We start from the raw sequence: 14,285 nt of genomic DNA, 5'->3' as shown, positions 1-14,285 counted from the left end.
CGGGGCCAAACGAGCCCAGAACTAAAACTAACTTTAGTTTTACTTAGGGGCGGAGTCAATCCTCGAGATCGACTCTGATGGTCAGTAGGTTCGTGCCGAAGGTCCGCACGCCGAAGCTGTTGAACTGCGGGAGCGAACGCAGCCGTTCATGGGGGTCGTCGTCGGGCACCAGATGCGCAACGCCCTTGTGCCACTTGCCGTTCAGCCTCACTCGCACGGCGGGATTGGCGCGGATGTTCTTCACGTAGTGCGAGTTCTCGCCGAACTCGGAGACGAACCAGAACTCGTTCCCGACGCGGCGTCCGCCCAGCGGGGTGCGGCGCGGCTGACCCGACTTCCGTCCCGTCGTTTCCAGCAGCGTCTGGAACGGCAGGACTTTGGTCAACCGGTTCGCGACGTTCTTCTGAAACAGCTTGGTGACTCGGTCGCGTAAGTCCTCGGCCATGGTTCCCCCTTCGGTCACACCATCGCGGTCCTTGACACCTTCATACCCAACCTAAGCGCACCGGCGAGCTCGCGGCTGGTGTCGTAGTCGAAGACGACGTGGCCGGCCAGTACGTCCACGTCGCGCTTGATCCGCTGCAGCGGATTGTCGACGAAATGGACGCTGGCGCCCGACGCCTCGAGCAGCAGTCCGATGACTTGGCGCGACTCGTGCACGATCTGGGCCGCCGCCATCCGGGCGGCGCCGCGCACCGGTCGCGGCACGGGGTCGCCCGCCGCGACGATGCCTTCGATCTCGCCGACGGTATCGGCCAGCAGACCGCGCAGCGCCCGCAGACGGACCTCGGCCTCCCCGAGGCGAGCCTGCGCGATCGGCTTGTCCTTCTGCATGACGCCCTCGTACGCCAGGACGCGCTCCGACAGGCGTTCGGCATAGATTTCGGCAACGCGTTCGGCGCTGCCCAGCGCCGGCATGGCCGCCAGCAGGGCCAGCGCGGGCACCATCGGCCAGCGATAGGTATCCGTGTCGTGCAGCGCGGCGCCGGGCGCGGTGCCGGTGTAGATGTCGGCGACCCGCACCAGCCGGTGTTCGGGGACGAATGCGTCGCTGATCACGACGTCGTTCGAGCCGGTCGCACGCATGCCGTCGGTGTGCCAGACGTCGTCGATCGCGGCCTCGTCGATCGGCAGCAGCGCGAGCGCCGGGTAGATCGCGTCGTCCGGTCCGCACAGCGCGCCGACGATGATCCAGTTGCCGTGCATCACGCCGGTGGCCCACGACCAGCGGCCGGTGAGCGTGATCCCGCCCTCGACGGGCAGCCCTCGACCGGTCGGCGCCAGCGGGGCGGGGGCCAGGAACGGGCGGGTCGCGAATGCCTCCTCCTGGGCCCGCTCATCGAAAAGCGCCAGCATCCAGTTGTGCAGGACGTAGAAGCCGATGGTCCACGCGCTCGACGCGCAGCCGTGCGCCATCCGGCGAACCGGATCGAGGATCGCCGGCAGCGGCGCCTGCCTGCCGCCGTACCGCGCCGGTACCAGCAGGTCGGTGAGTCCCGACGCGGTGACTTCGTCGACCGTCGCCGACGGGAGCCGGCGCAACCGCTCGGCCTCCGCCGCCCGCTCGGCGAGCCGACCGACGAATCCGGCGTCGATCAGAGCCGGAGCCGAGATGGCCGTCATGCGCCCGACGTTACCATACTTTTTTGTATGGTCGGCTACGGTTCCGGCCGAGGGTCCGCGTCTGCCCCCCGACACGCCGATCCGGAGGGGCAATCCTGCACGCTCGCGGGCGATCAGCGTGCGGGTCAGCCGGCGAGCATGATGTCGAGAAAGCGTTCCCGGCGCGCGGCGACCTTCGCGCTGGCCTTCGAACCCGACAGGTGCAGAAACCCGATACCCGCCGCGAACGTGGCGTTGGCACGCAAGTCGGCCTCCTCGTCGTCGAACCCGTGATCGACGAACGCCTGTCGCACGGCGTCGACCACCTTTGCATCCGACTCCCGCACGCCCGCCGCCACCGTGGGATCAGTTCGGGCCCACTCCCGCATCGCTTGTTCGACCGTCCAATGCCGCGGGTCGACGAGCGCCGACATCATTTGCGACAACCGCTGCCGGGGCGGCAGATCGGTCAGCGTGGCGAAATGCCGGCGATCGACGTCGCGCGACTCGCTCCACGCCTGGATCAACGCGGCCCGATAGCCGGCCATATCGGTGAAGTGCCAGTAAAAGCTGCCTTTCGTGGCCCCGACGCGAGCGCACAGGGAATCCAGCTTGAGCGCCTTGATGCCCTCCTCGGCGAGGATCGCGTAGCCGGCCTGGATCCAGCTCTCGACCGACAATCGCGGCGTGCGCGCCGTTGCCATGACGGGCAGCCTACGGGTGCTCGACGGGCCCTGCCGACACCTGTAATGCGTGCGTGGTCGACGTCGCCGTCAGTTTTCCATCGGCTCAAGACGTGACGCGCGGCGCCGCCCTGAGTTTCTCCTGCGCTGACGATCATGTTTTACTGCACACGCGACAACTGAAATTTTCTCGGTCCGTTCGACGGCCCTAGACTCGGTCGAGCGGGCATGACAGCGCAGCGAAGTCGGTGCGGTGTCGATGGCGATCGCTCGATCGCGTAACGGAAGAGCCTCGTAAGCGGCAACCGGAAGATGGATGGACTTGCAGTATGAGCTTGATTGACAAGATTCGTGGCCCATGGGCGCGGCGCTTCGCGGTGGCAGCCATCGCGGCGGCCCTGCTACCCGGCCTGGTGAGCTTGACCGGCCAGTCAGCCACCGCTGGGGCGTTCTCCCGGCCCGGCCTGCCGGTCGAGTACCTGATGGTGCCGTCGCCGTCGATGGGCCGCGACATCAAGGTGCAGTTCCAGAAGGGCACCGGCTCCAAGGCGGTGTACCTGCTCGACGGCCTGCGCGCTCGTGACGACTACAACGGCTGGGACCTCGAGACCCCGGTGTTCGAGTGGTTCTACGAGACCCCGCTGTCGCTGATCCTGCCGGTGGGCGGCCAGTCCAGCTTCTACTCCGACTGGTATGCGCCGGCCTGCGGCAACAACGGCTGCCAGACCTATAAGTGGGAAACCTTCCTGACCAGTGAGCTGCCCCAGTGGCTGGCCGCGAACCGGGGCGTTTCCACCACCGGCAACGCCGCCGTGGGCCTGTCGATGGCCGGTAACTCGGCGATCATCCTGTCGGTCTACCACCCGGACCAGTTCATCTACGCCGGGTCGCTGTCAGCGTTCCTGAATCCATCCGAGGGCCAGTGGCCGTTCCTGATCAACATGGCGATGGGCGACGCGGGCGGATACAACGCCAACGACATGTGGGGCAGGACCGAAGACCCGAACAGCGCGTGGAAGCGCAACGACCCGATGGTGCAGATCCCGCAGATCGTGGCCAACGGGACGCGTCTTTGGGTGTACTGCGGGAACGGCACGCCGAACGAACTGGGTGGCGCGAACATGCCCGCCGAGTTCCTCGAGGGCCTGACGATCCGCACGAACATCACGTTCCGGGACAACTACATCGCCGCCGGCGGCAACAACGGAGTGTTCAACTTCCCGCCGTACGGCACGCACAGCTGGGAGTACTGGGGTGCGCAGCTTCAGGAGATGAAGCCTGACCTGATCTCGCACCTCGGCTCGTAGCCCAAGTCGCAAGGTCCCCGGACGATGCACGTCCGGGGACCTTTGCGTGTGATGAACAATGAGCGGCATGAGCGCAGTCAACGCCTTGGTCGCACATCAGGACGCCGAAGGGGAGATCACCCTCCGCCACGAGGTCGTCGACGACACCTTCCTGCCCGACGGGGACGTCACGATCTCCGTCGAGTACTCGGGGGTCAACTACAAGGACGCTCTCGCAGTGACGGCCAAAGGTGGTGTGGCGCGGTCTTATCCGCTTATTCCAGGGATCGATGTGGCCGGCACTGTCACGGCGTCGTCGACGCCGGAGTTCGCCGTCGGTGACCGGGTCGTCGCCCACGGCTACGACATCGGCACCGGTAGGCACGGCGGGTACGCCGACACCGCCCGCTATCCGGCCGACTACGTGGTCAAGCTCGGCGGTTTGACGACGGCGGAGGCGGCCGCGGTCGGCACCGCCGGCTTCACCGCGGCTATGAGCGTCAACGCGATTCGCGCACACGGCGTGCGGCCACCGGACGGCCCAGTGCTGGTCACCGGTGCGACGGGCGGTGTCGGCAGCATCGGCGTCGACCTGCTGGCCGGTCTGGGCTACGAGGTTGTCGCCTCGACGGGCAAGGCCGAGGCGCACGACTATCTCATGGGCCTCGGCGCGAACCAGGTGATCGGGCGGCTACCCGAAGAGGGGGAGAAGGTCCGGCCGCTCGGCAAGTCCAAGTGGGCGGCTGTTTTCGACAGTGTCGGGGGCGACACCCTGGCCTATGCCTTGAGCACGTTGAATTACGGTGGTGTTGCGGCGATTTCGGGCCTGGCCCGATCCGCCAACCTCCCGACGACGGTGATGCCGTTCATCCTGCGCGGCGTCACCCTGGCCGGGATCGACTCCGTCCAGCTCGCGATCGGGCCGCGCCGCGAGATCTGGAAGCAGATCGACGGCGAGCTCAAACCCAGGCATCTCGCCGACATCACCACAGACGTTTCGGTGTTGGAGGCGTCGCAAACCTTGCGCACGATCATTGGCGGCGCGGTCATCGGCCGTACCCGCGTGGTCGTGCACGACGGCTTCTGATCCCATCAGCCGCGAGGGAACGTTACTTCAGTTCGGCCGACGACAGGCCGAGGAGACGGCGCGCCACCACCAGCAACTGAATCTGCTGGGTGCCCTCGAAGATGTCGAGGATCTTGCTGTCGCGGGCCCACTTCTCCAGCAGGGTGACCTCCGAATATCCGACGGTGCCGGCGAGCTCGACGGCCTTGAGCGTGATGTCGCTGGCCACCCGGCCCGCCTTCGCCTTGCCCATCGACGCTTCCTTCGAGTTCGGAATGGCGTTGTCGGCCTGCCACGCCGAGCGCACCATCAGCAGATACGCTGCCTCCCAATCGGATTCCATCCGCAGGAACTCCGCAGCGGGTGCGCTTTGGGCGTGGGAGGGCTTGTCGTAGGAGATTTCGATGCCCGCCTCGGTGAGGATCTTGCGCACCTCCTCGAGCGCGGCGCGCGCAATGCCGACGGCCATCGCCGCGACGACCGGCCGAGTGTTGTCGAAGGTCTCCATAACCCCGGCAAAGCCCTTCTCCACCTGAATCTCCGGGCTGCCCAGCAGGTTGTCCTTGGGAATCCGGGCGTTGTCGAACCGGATGACCGCGGTGTCGGAGGCCTTGATGCCGAGCTTGTCCTCGAGCCGCTCGACCGTCACCCCGGGGTGTTCGCGCGGCACGATGAACGACTTGATCGCCGCGCGCCCGAGCGACTTGTCCAGCGTCGCCCACACCACGATGTGGGTAGCCCGGGATCCGGCCGTGACGAATATCTTCTCGCCGTTGATCACGTACTCGTCGCCGTCGAGCTTGGCCGTCGTCGACACCGCCGCCGAGTCGGAGCCGAAGCCCGGTTCGGTGATCGCCATCGCCGCCCACACGTCCTTGCCGAGCCGGTCCAGCTGCTCGGGCGTCGCCACGCTCGAGATCGCCGCGTTACCCAGCCCTTGACGCGGGACCGACAGCATCAAAGCCACGTCGCCCCAACTGATCTCCATCACGTTGAGCACGGCCGACATATTCGCGCCGTTGTGGTTGGTGTCTCTGGTCTCGGTGCCGTCGCGGAACGCCTCGGCACCGGCGAACGCGACCGTCTTCGCGCCCTGGATACCCTCGAAGAGCGTGGCCAGGGTGTCCAGCTCCACCGGGTACTCGTGCTCGCGCAGGTCCCACTTGCGCGATATCGGGCGCAGCATCTCCGCGGCCCCCTGGTGGGCTTTCTCGATTACCGCCTCGAGCTTGCGCGGCAGTTCCAAATTGATTGCCATGGTTCGACTTCCGCTCGTAAGACCCAGATGACTGCTAGATGACCACGACACCTTCGGCAACGCCGACGGCGCGCAGATCGCGATACCAACGTTCGACCGGGTGTTCCTTGGTGTAGCCGTGGCCGCCGAGTAGCTGTACGCCGTCCAAGCCGATCTGCATGCCCTTGTCGGTGCCCAGTCGCTTGGCCAGCGCCGCCTCGCGGGCGAAGGGCAGGCCTTGATCGGCGCGTGATGCCCCGCGCCACGTGATCAACCGCAGGCCGTCGAACTCGATCGCCATGTCGGCGCACATGAACGCCACCGCCTGACGGTGCGCGATCGGTTCGCCGAAAGCCTGCCGCTCCTTGACATATGGGACGACGTAGTCGAGCACCGCATGTGAGGTGCCGACGGCCAGCGCCGCCCAGCCGAGGCGCGACAACGCAAGGGCCTCCGAGTAGTCGTCGTCGGTCGCGCCGTCCTCGCCGAGTCGGGCCGACAGCGGCACGGTGACCCCGTCGAGGGCGACCTGGCCTATCGCCGCGGCGCGAATACCCATGCCGGGGTCGGGCGTGACGCTCAACCCCTTCGATGCCGACTCGACGATGAAAAGCGCCGGCTTGCCGTTAAGCTGCGCCGCCACGATGAACAGTTCGGCGTCCGCCGCGGCCGGCACGAGCGACTTGACGCCGTCGAGGCGGTAACCGCTGGGGGTGCGTACGGCGGTGGTTTTCAAGGCGGTCGGATCGAACAGCGGACGCGGTTCGGCGATCGCCACACACGCCTGCGGCACGTTCTCGCCGGCGAACTCCTTCAGGTAGGTGGCTTGCTGATCGGCGCTGCCCCAGTGCGTCAGCGCCGACGCGACACCCGCGGGGGCCAAGATCGGCAGCGCAAGCCCCATATCCCCGTAGGCCAACGCCTCGGCCACCAACACGTTGGTGACCGCCGCCCGGTGCGCCGCGATGCCCTCGAAGTCCTCCGGCACGTTGATCGCGGTGATGCCGAGTTCCGACGCCTTGGCGACGAGGTCCCCGGGGTAGCGGGCGGACTCGTCGGCCTCGCGCGCCACCGGACGAATGGCCTCCTCGGCGAACTCGGTGACAGTCTCGACGATCATCTGCTGCTCGTCGTCGGGAGTGAGGTCGAAGTAGTCCGAACCGCTCTTCTTCAGCCTTGTGGGACCGGCCTGGCTGCCGGCGACGCGCTTGAACTGGCGGCTCGCCGCGCCTGCGACGGAGAAAACCTGCTTGACGCCGTACTTCAGGCCGCGGTTGAGTGGGTCGCGCAGGTTGTGGCGGTCGAGGAACTCCTGGCCGACCAGGGGGGTGACCAGCGCGATCCCGAGATCGATCGCACTGCGCTTGTGTTTCTTCAGGCCGACGGCGCTTTCTCTGCCGCTTTCTCTGCCGCTTTTATGTCGCTTGGATCCGCTTTTCGACGGCGCGGGTCTGGTCATGTCGACTGCTGCCTCGCTTGGTGGGGGACGTTCGGGTTCGCCGAACTGACTCCAGAGTAAGGTATCAGCGCAAGCGAGCGAGCACCGCCTCGTGCAGCAGGCCGTTGGTCGCCACCGCGCTGCCGCCGTGGGGCCCGGGTTCGCCGAGGAGGTTGGTGAACCGACCGCCGGCCTCACGCACCAGGACATCGAGCGGCGCCAGATCCCACGTCGACACCTCCGGCTCCATCGCGATGTCGACGGCCCCCTCGGCGACCAGGCAGTAGTTGTAGAAGTCGCCGTATCCGCGCACCCGCCACACGTCGTCGGTCAGTGCGACGAAGCGCTCCCGTAGCCCTCGCGTGGCCCAGCCGGAGAGGCTGGAGAAGGCCAGGCTCGCCGACCCCAGCTCGTCGACCTTGGACACGCTCAGGCGCCGCTCCGCCTGCCCGGCTACCCGCGCGAACGCGCCCAAGCCGGTAGCCGCCCGCCAACGACGTTGCAGCGCAGGCGCACTCACAACACCAAGCACCGGAACGCCGTCGTTCAACAACGCGATCAACGTCGCCCATACCGGCACTCCGCGGACGAAGTTCTTGGTGCCGTCGATCGGATCGATGACCCACTGCCTGCCCACCAACGCCTTCGTGCCGCCGAACTCCTCGCCGAACACGGAATCGTCCGGACGCGCACGGTCCAACCGGCTGCGAATCATCGATTCGACGTCCAGGTCGGCATCGGTGGCGGGGGTCAGGTCGGGTTTGGTCTCGACGACGAGGTCGAGCGCGCCGAATCGGGCCGTCGTCTGCGCATCCGCGTCGTCGGCCAGGGCAAGTGCCAGCGTCAGATCGTCCGCCAGGGAAACCATGCCTGTCGTCCTACCATGTCGGTGTGTGGGAATTGACGGTGATACTGCTGCTGGTCGGTGCGCTGATACTGCTGGCCCGACCGATGCTGATGCGGCGCCGCGGCGTCCCCGCCGAGTGGCCGTCCGGTCAGCTGCTGGTCACCGGCGTCAGCCCCCGGCCCACAGACGTCGCCGGGCCGCAATACGTGACCATCACCGGCGTCATCAACGGTCCGACGGTCAACGAGCACGTCGTCTATCAGCGCCTCGAAGTGGACGTCAACGATTGGCCGGCGATGGGCCAGTTGCTTCCGGTCGTGTACTCGCCGAAGAACCCGGACAACTGGCGGTTCGCACCGCCCCAAGCACCGCCACCGCCTCCGGCACCCTACTCGTGAGATTGCACACCGGGTCGTTGATCCGCGGGAATCGCAGCCCTCAGCGCGATATCGAGCGCCGAAGGGGCTAAGCGTGCCCGATACGCAACATCTCCGCCACGCTCGTCAGCTTCACCCGCGGCCGGCCGTGCGGTTCACCGGCTGACCGCTCGTACTCGTCGATCACCCGCCAGTGGTCGTCTGTGACCACCTTGGGTTGCCGCTCGACCAGCCACTCCGCCAGCCGCTGGGAATGGTCGTCGGCGAATTCGGACAACTGGGCGCCGGACAGATCGGCGAGCAACGTGTCGACGGTTTCCTGCGAGTCGCTCTTGTTGCTGCCGATGACGCCGGTGGGCCCCCGTTTGATCCAGCCGACGACGTACTCGTTGCGGCTTCCCTCGATGCGGCCCTTGGTGTGCGGGATCGTGCCGTTGCGCTCGTCGAACGGCAGACCGGTCGTGGGCACACCGCGATAACCGACGGCGCGCACCACCAGTTGCGCGGGCACCTCCTCGCGCTCGCCGGTGTCCTTGGCGGCGATGTGGCCGTTGTCGTCGACCAACTCGTTGCGTCCGAGCACGATCGATTCCACGCGGCCGTCGCCCTTGATCTCGATCGGCGAGGTGCGGAACCGGAACACGATGCGCCGCTTGGCGTTCTTCGGTGTCTGTTCGGCGTACCCGCGCAGCACCTTGATGTTGTTGCGCACGGTCTTGCCCGCCGCCTCGAGGTCCTCGTCGGTGATGTCGGCGAAGTCGGCGGGATCGATGATCACGTCCACGTCGCAGAGCCCCTCCAGCTGGCCGAGCTCGCGCAACTCCAGCGTGGTGAACGGCGCCTGCAGCGGCCCCCGCCTGCCGATGATGAGGACTTCCTCCACACCGCGGTCGTGCAGCGACTTCAACGCGTGGTCGGCGATGTCCGTCGCACCCAGCACATCGGGGTCGGTGACGAGGATCCGCGCGACATCGAGCGCGACGTTGCCGTTGCCGATCACCACAGCGCGCCCGCAGGAGATGTCCGGCGCGCACTCCTCGAAGTGGGGGTGGGCGTTGTACCAGCCGACGAAGTCGACGGCGGCGACGCTGCCCGGCAGGTCCTCCCCGGGGATGCCCAGGGCGCGGTCGGACTGCGCGCCGACGGCGTAGACCACCGCGTCGTAGCGCTCGGCCAGTTCGGCGGGCTGCACATGCTCACCGACGGCGACGTTGCCGAAGAACCGGAACCGCGGATCCAGCGCGGTCTTCTCGAACTGCGCGCTGATCGACTTGATCTTGGGATGATCGGGCGCCACACCGGAGCGCACCAGCCCCCACGGGGTCGGCAACATCTCGAGCATGTCGACGCGCACATCTGTTTTCTGGCCGGCGCCGCCTTGCGACTCCTGAGAATCGGCGAACTTGAGCAACGACGCCGCGGCAAAGTAACCCGAGGGGCCTGAGCCGACGATTGCCACGTGGTAAGGGCGCATGGATACCTTTTGTTGAAGCCTTCGGTTGCTGGCTGGACTCGCGCGGAGGCTGTCGCGCGGGGCCGGGCCGGTTACCCCCCGATGCTAGATCGCGCACCGCGTTCGTTGCCGCCAGTCGTGAGAACCGGCGCCGATCCGCCCACGGGTAACCTGAACTCCCGTGGATCCTGACCGTCAAGCCGACCTCGCCGCCCTAGACTCCACTCTCACCACGGTGGAGCGGGTGCTCGACGTCGAGGGCCTTCGCGGTCGCATCGAAAAGCTCGAGCACGAAGCGTCCGACCCGAATCTGTGGGACGACCAGGCGCGGGCTCAGAAGGTCACCAGCGAGTTGTCGCACACCCAGGGCGAGTTGCGGCGCGTCGAGGAACTGCGGCAGCGCCTCGACGACCTGCCGGTGCTCTACGAACTGGCTGCCGAAGCCGGCGACTCCGACGAACTCGCAGGAGCCGACGCGGAGCTGGCCAAGCTGCGCGAGGACATCGAGGCGATGGAGGTCCGCACCCTGCTGTCCGGCGAGTACGACGAGCGCGAGGCCGTCGTCACGATCCGCTCGGGCGCGGGCGGGGTGGACGCCGCGGACTGGGCCGAGATGTTGATGCGGATGTACATCCGGTGGGCCGAGCAGCACAACTATCCCGTCGAGGTGTTCGACACCTCCTACGCCGAGGAGGCGGGCATCAAGAGCGCGACGTTCGCGGTGCACGCGCCGTTCGCCTACGGCACGCTCTCGGTCGAGCAGGGCACCCACCGGCTGGTGCGGATAAGCCCGTTCGACAACCAGAGCCGCAGGCAGACGTCGTTCGCCGACGTCGAGGTGCTGCCGGTGGTGGACACCACCGACCACATCGACATCCCGGAAAGCGACGTGCGTGTTGACGTGTATCGGTCCAGCGGGCCGGGCGGGCAGTCGGTCAACACCACCGACTCCGCGGTTCGGCTCACCCACGTCCCGACCGGCATCGTGGTGACCTGTCAGAATGAAAAGTCGCAGCTGCAGAACAAGGTCTCGGCGATGCGGGTTCTGCAGGCAAAGTTGTTGGAACGCAAGCGCTTGGAGGAACGCGCCGAGATGGACGCGCTGAAGGGCGACGGCGGCAGCTCGTGGGGCAACCAGATGCGGTCCTACGTATTGCACCCTTATCAGATGGTCAAGGATCTGCGCACCGAGTACGAGGTCGGGAACCCGGCCGCGGTGCTGGACGGCGACATCGACGGCTTCCTGGAAGCCGGCATCCGTTGGCGCAAGAGCCAAGATGGCGAATAGCATCCTCGCCGTCTCGCCGGTCGACGCCTGGCATGACTTCTGGCATCGGGGGGTCGGCGAGTGGCTCCTCACCAAGGGACTGAATATCGCGCTGCTGGTGATCGGCGCGATCCTGGCGGCCCGCTTCATCAACTGGGCGGCGCGTCGCGTCACTCGGCGGCTGGAGGAGAGTTTCCAGTCCGGCGACAGGTTGGTGCGGTCGGAGGCCTCCAAGCACCGTCAGGCGGTCGCGAACGTCATCTCGTGGGTCGCGATCGTGCTGCTTTTTGTGATGGTGACGGCACAGATCACCGATGTCCTCGACCTGCCGATCAGCTCTCTGGTGGCGCCGGCGGCCGTGCTGGGTGCCGCGCTGGGCTTCGGTGCCCAGAAGGTGGTGCAGGACCTGCTCAGCGGTTTCTTCATCATCACCGAGCGCCAGTACGGATTCGGCGACCTCGTGCAGTTGAGCATGGTGGGCGCATCGGAGGAGTCGGTCGGCACCGTCGAAGAGGTCACGCTGCGGGTGACCAAGCTGCGCACCGCCGAGGGTGAGGTCTACACCGTCCCCAACGGCAACATCGTCCGGTCGTTGAACCTGTCCAAGGACTGGGCGCGTGCGGTTATCGACATCCCCGTTCCGGTGAGCGCCGATCTCAATCGCGTCAACGAACTGCTGCACGAGGTGGGTGGCAAGTCGATGGAGGATCGTCAGCTCAAGGATCTGTTGTTGGACGAGCCATCGCTCATGGGCGTGGAGAACATCGGTTTGGACAACGTCAACCTGCGCATGGTCGCGCGCACCCTGCCGGGCAAGCAGTTCGAGGCCGGCAGGCGCTTGCGCGTGCTGGTTCTTCACGCGCTGGCCACCGCTGGGGTGGTCAACCCGGCCGACGCGACGCCGGTCGCCAGCGCGATGCCGCAGTCGGCGGCGACCCGCGACCCTGAATTCGACAAGCAGACCGCCGAAGCCCGGAGATCCGGTGACGGCGAGTAGGTTCCGCATCCCGGGCCACCTGTTCGGCGGTCGCATCCGCACGTCGACGGCCACGCTGCTCGTCGCGTTCGTCGCCCTGGTGTGGTTGAACAACGTGTACCAACCGCCGCCGCAGGAACCGCCGGCGGCGCCGCAGGTGGTACCGCCGGGTTTCGTACCCGACCCGCAATACACGTGGGTGCCGCGCACCAATGTGCGACGGACCACTGAACCGGAGTACACGACCACCACGACCACCCCGACGACGACCACCACGACCGAGACCACCACGACGAGTCCGACTCCGACGCCCGCTACCGAACCGGACGGCTCACCGGAGACGACACCGACGACGACCGAGTCGCCGTCGTTGCTGCCGGACGTGCCGCAACTGGTACCGCCGACCACGACCACGACTCCGCCCAGCTAGGGCACCGCCGTTGCCCCGCTACACTGGCGTGCCGTGATGATCACCCTCGACAACGTGACCAAGCAGTACAAGTCGTCTGCGCGGCCCGCGCTCGACAACGTCTCGGTCAAGATCGACAAGGGTGAGTTCGTCTTCCTCATCGGTCCGTCGGGTTCGGGCAAGTCGACGTTCATGCGGCTGCTGCTGGCCGAGGAGACCCCGACCCACGGCGACATCCAGGTCTCGAAGTTCCACGTCAACAAGCTGCCCGGCCGCCACATCCCCGGCCTGCGCCAGGTCATCGGCTGCGTGTTCCAGGACTTCCGGCTGCTGCAGCAGAAGACCGTCTTCGAGAACGTCGCGTTCGCGCTCGAGGTCATCGGCAAGCGTGCCGAGACCATCAACCGGGTGGTGCCCGACGTGCTGGAGATGGTCGGCCTGTCGGGCAAGGCCAACCGGCTGCCCGCCGAACTGTCCGGCGGCGAACAGCAGCGCGTTGCGATCGCCCGGGCCTTCGTCAACCGGCCCCTCGTGCTGCTCGCCGACGAACCGACCGGCAACCTGGATCCCGAAACCAGCAAGGACATCATGGATCTGCTCGAGCGGATCAACCGCACCGGAACCACGGTGCTGATGGCCACCCACGACCACCACATCGTCGACTCGATGCGCCAGCGGGTCGTCGAACTCGAACTCGGCCGGCTGATTCGCGACGAGCAGCGCGGCGTCTACGGAATGGATCGCTAGTGCGCTTCGGCTTCCTCATCAACGAGGTCCTCACCGGGTTTCGTCGCAACGTCACCATGACCGTGGCGATGATCCTGACGACCGCGATCTCGATCGGCCTGTTCGGCGGCGGCCTGCTCGTCGTCCGGCTCGCCGACCAGTCCCGCAACATCTATCTGGATCGCGTCGAGAGCCAGGTCTTCCTGACCAACGACGTCTCGGCCAACGACCCGTCGTGCGATGCCGATCCGTGCAAGGCGCTGCGCCAGCAGATCGAGGACCGCGACGACGTGCGCTCGGTGCGGTTCCTCAACCGCGACGAGGCCTACGACGACGCGATCAAGAAGTTCCCGCAATACAAGGACGTCGCCGGGCGCGACGCGTTCCCGGCGTCGTTCGTCGTCAAGCTCGACGATCCCGAGCAGCACAAGGACTTCGACGAGGCGATGGTCGGTCAGCCCGGCGTGCTCAACGTGCTCAACCAGAAGGACTTGATAGACCGGTTGTTCGCGGTGCTCGACGGGATCAGTAACGCCGCGTTCGCGGTGGCGTTGGTACAGGCGATCGGCGCGGTCCTGTTGATCGCCAACATGGTTCAAGTCGCGGCGTACACCAGACGCACCGAGATCGGCATCATGCGACTGGTCGGGGCCAGCCGCTGGTACACCCAGTTGCCCTTCCTGGTGGAGGCGATGTTGGCTGCGTTGATCGGCGTGGTCATCGCGATCATCGGGCTGATACTGGTGCGGGCGCTGTTCCTGGAGAACGCGCTGAACCAGTTCTATCAGGCCAACCTGATCGCCAAGGTCGACTACGCCGACGTGCTGTACTTCAGCGCTCCGTTGATGCTGTTCCTGGGTCTGGCGATGTCCGGAATCACCGCCTACGCCACACTTCGGCTCTACATCCGAAGGTAGC

15 protein-coding genes are annotated in these 14,285 nt (G+C 66.7%); 8 read left to right on the top strand and 7 right to left on the bottom strand.

Going from position 1 to position 14,285, the window contains the following annotated elements:
- Positions 1-55: 55 nt before the first annotated feature.
- From QGN32_RS04965 to QGN32_RS04955, 3 genes are all read right to left on the bottom strand, one after another.
- Positions 56-445 carry a nitroreductase/quinone reductase family protein gene (locus tag QGN32_RS04965; RefSeq protein ID WP_326547534.1) on the bottom strand — a complete coding sequence of 130 codons (390 nt, stop codon included), beginning with the start codon at positions 443-445 and terminating at the stop codon, positions 56-58.
- Positions 446-459: 14 nt separating this feature from the next.
- Complete coding sequence (locus tag QGN32_RS04960) at positions 460-1,623, bottom strand: acyl-CoA dehydrogenase family protein (RefSeq protein ID WP_326547533.1); 1,164 nt, start codon at positions 1,621-1,623, stop codon at positions 460-462.
- Positions 1,624-1,748: 125 nt separating this feature from the next.
- The gene (locus QGN32_RS04955) at positions 1,749-2,306 is read right to left on the bottom strand and encodes a TetR/AcrR family transcriptional regulator (protein ID WP_326547532.1); all 558 of its coding nucleotides are present in this window, start codon (positions 2,304-2,306) and stop codon (positions 1,749-1,751) included.
- 308 nt (positions 2,307-2,614) lie between these two features.
- Here QGN32_RS04955 and QGN32_RS04950 point away from each other — a divergent pair, with 308 nt between their 5' ends.
- On the top strand, positions 2,615-3,592 hold the full coding sequence (locus QGN32_RS04950; protein ID WP_326547531.1) for an esterase family protein: 978 nt from the start codon (positions 2,615-2,617) through the stop codon (positions 3,590-3,592).
- 67 nt (positions 3,593-3,659) lie between these two features.
- On the top strand, positions 3,660-4,658 hold the full coding sequence (locus QGN32_RS04945; protein WP_326547530.1) for an MDR family oxidoreductase: 999 nt from the start codon (positions 3,660-3,662) through the stop codon (positions 4,656-4,658).
- Between the two features lie 22 nt (positions 4,659-4,680).
- Here the strand turns inward: QGN32_RS04945 and QGN32_RS04940 are convergent, their stop codons facing one another.
- The 3 genes from QGN32_RS04940 to hisN form a co-directional block, all read right to left on the bottom strand.
- Positions 4,681-5,895, bottom strand: a complete 1,215-nt coding sequence (locus QGN32_RS04940; RefSeq protein ID WP_326547529.1) for an acyl-CoA dehydrogenase family protein — start codon at positions 5,893-5,895, stop codon at positions 4,681-4,683.
- Positions 5,896-5,929: 34 nt separating this feature from the next.
- A complete protein-coding gene (locus QGN32_RS04935) occupies positions 5,930-7,333 on the bottom strand; it encodes an acyl-CoA dehydrogenase family protein (protein WP_326547528.1) in 1,404 nt (467 codons plus the stop codon).
- 64 nt (positions 7,334-7,397) lie between these two features.
- A complete protein-coding gene (gene hisN, locus QGN32_RS04930; protein WP_326547527.1) occupies positions 7,398-8,180 on the bottom strand; it encodes a histidinol-phosphatase in 783 nt (260 codons plus the stop codon).
- A 23-nt stretch (positions 8,181-8,203) separates the two neighbouring features.
- Between hisN and QGN32_RS04925 the strand changes: the two genes are divergently transcribed.
- Entirely contained in the window at positions 8,204-8,557 is a 354-nt protein-coding gene (locus QGN32_RS04925; RefSeq protein WP_326547526.1) for a hypothetical protein, read from the top strand.
- 67 nt (positions 8,558-8,624) lie between these two features.
- Here the strand turns inward: QGN32_RS04925 and QGN32_RS04920 are convergent, their stop codons facing one another.
- Positions 8,625-10,010: an FAD-dependent oxidoreductase gene (locus tag QGN32_RS04920; RefSeq protein ID WP_326547525.1), complete on the bottom strand. Its 1,386-nt coding sequence runs from the start codon at positions 10,008-10,010 to the stop codon at positions 8,625-8,627.
- A 160-nt stretch (positions 10,011-10,170) separates the two neighbouring features.
- Between QGN32_RS04920 and prfB the strand changes: the two genes are divergently transcribed.
- From prfB to ftsX, 5 genes are read left to right on the top strand one after another with little or no spacing between them, the layout of a single operon-like run.
- Complete coding sequence (gene prfB / locus QGN32_RS04915; protein ID WP_326547524.1) at positions 10,171-11,277, top strand: peptide chain release factor 2; 1,107 nt, start codon at positions 10,171-10,173, stop codon at positions 11,275-11,277.
- Positions 11,267-12,253, top strand: a complete 987-nt coding sequence (locus QGN32_RS04910; RefSeq protein WP_326547523.1) for a mechanosensitive ion channel family protein — start codon at positions 11,267-11,269, stop codon at positions 12,251-12,253. Before prfB ends, QGN32_RS04910 begins: the two co-directional genes overlap by 11 nt.
- Positions 12,240-12,662, top strand: a complete 423-nt coding sequence (locus tag QGN32_RS04905) for an Rv3103c family proline-rich protein (protein ID WP_326547522.1) — start codon at positions 12,240-12,242, stop codon at positions 12,660-12,662. The genes QGN32_RS04910 and QGN32_RS04905 overlap by 14 nt, the downstream gene beginning before the upstream one ends.
- A gap of 36 nt (positions 12,663-12,698) precedes the next feature.
- Complete coding sequence (gene ftsE / locus QGN32_RS04900) at positions 12,699-13,388, top strand: cell division ATP-binding protein FtsE (protein ID WP_326548936.1); 690 nt, start codon at positions 12,699-12,701, stop codon at positions 13,386-13,388.
- On the top strand, positions 13,388-14,284 hold the full coding sequence (gene ftsX, locus QGN32_RS04895; RefSeq protein ID WP_326547521.1) for a permease-like cell division protein FtsX: 897 nt from the start codon (positions 13,388-13,390) through the stop codon (positions 14,282-14,284). Before ftsE ends, ftsX begins: the two co-directional genes overlap by 1 nt.
- The last annotated feature ends 1 nt before the right edge of the window (position 14,285 follow it).

Source organism: Mycolicibacterium sp. ND9-15, from assembly GCF_035918395.1.
Lineage (GTDB): Bacteria > Actinomycetota > Actinomycetes > Mycobacteriales > Mycobacteriaceae > Mycobacterium.
Note: the sequence above shows the minus strand (reverse complement) of the source record. Positions and strands in the feature narration are given on the sequence as shown.

Excerpts from the sequence above, each read along its gene's own strand:
- QGN32_RS04920 (WP_326547525.1), bottom strand. The coding sequence starts at position 10,010 with ATGCGCCCTTACCACGTGGCAATCGTCGGCTCAGGCCCCTCGGGTTAC.
- QGN32_RS04950 (WP_326547531.1), top strand. The coding sequence starts at position 2,615 with ATGAGCTTGATTGACAAGATTCGTGGCCCATGGGCGCGGCGCTTCGCG.
- QGN32_RS04940 (WP_326547529.1), bottom strand. The coding sequence starts at position 5,895 with ATGGCAATCAATTTGGAACTGCCGCGCAAGCTCGAGGCGGTAATCGAG.
- QGN32_RS04910 (WP_326547523.1), top strand. The coding sequence starts at position 11,267 with ATGGCGAATAGCATCCTCGCCGTCTCGCCGGTCGACGCCTGGCATGAC.
- ftsE (WP_326548936.1), top strand. The coding sequence starts at position 12,699 with ATGATCACCCTCGACAACGTGACCAAGCAGTACAAGTCGTCTGCGCGG.
- QGN32_RS04935 (WP_326547528.1), bottom strand. The coding sequence starts at position 7,333 with ATGACCAGACCCGCGCCGTCGAAAAGCGGATCCAAGCGACATAAAAGC.
- QGN32_RS04945 (WP_326547530.1), top strand. The coding sequence starts at position 3,660 with ATGAGCGCAGTCAACGCCTTGGTCGCACATCAGGACGCCGAAGGGGAG.
- QGN32_RS04955 (WP_326547532.1), bottom strand. The coding sequence starts at position 2,306 with ATGGCAACGGCGCGCACGCCGCGATTGTCGGTCGAGAGCTGGATCCAG.
- hisN (WP_326547527.1), bottom strand. The coding sequence starts at position 8,180 with ATGGTTTCCCTGGCGGACGATCTGACGCTGGCACTTGCCCTGGCCGAC.
- QGN32_RS04965 (WP_326547534.1), bottom strand. The coding sequence starts at position 445 with ATGGCCGAGGACTTACGCGACCGAGTCACCAAGCTGTTTCAGAAGAAC.
- QGN32_RS04960 (WP_326547533.1), bottom strand. The coding sequence starts at position 1,623 with ATGACGGCCATCTCGGCTCCGGCTCTGATCGACGCCGGATTCGTCGGT.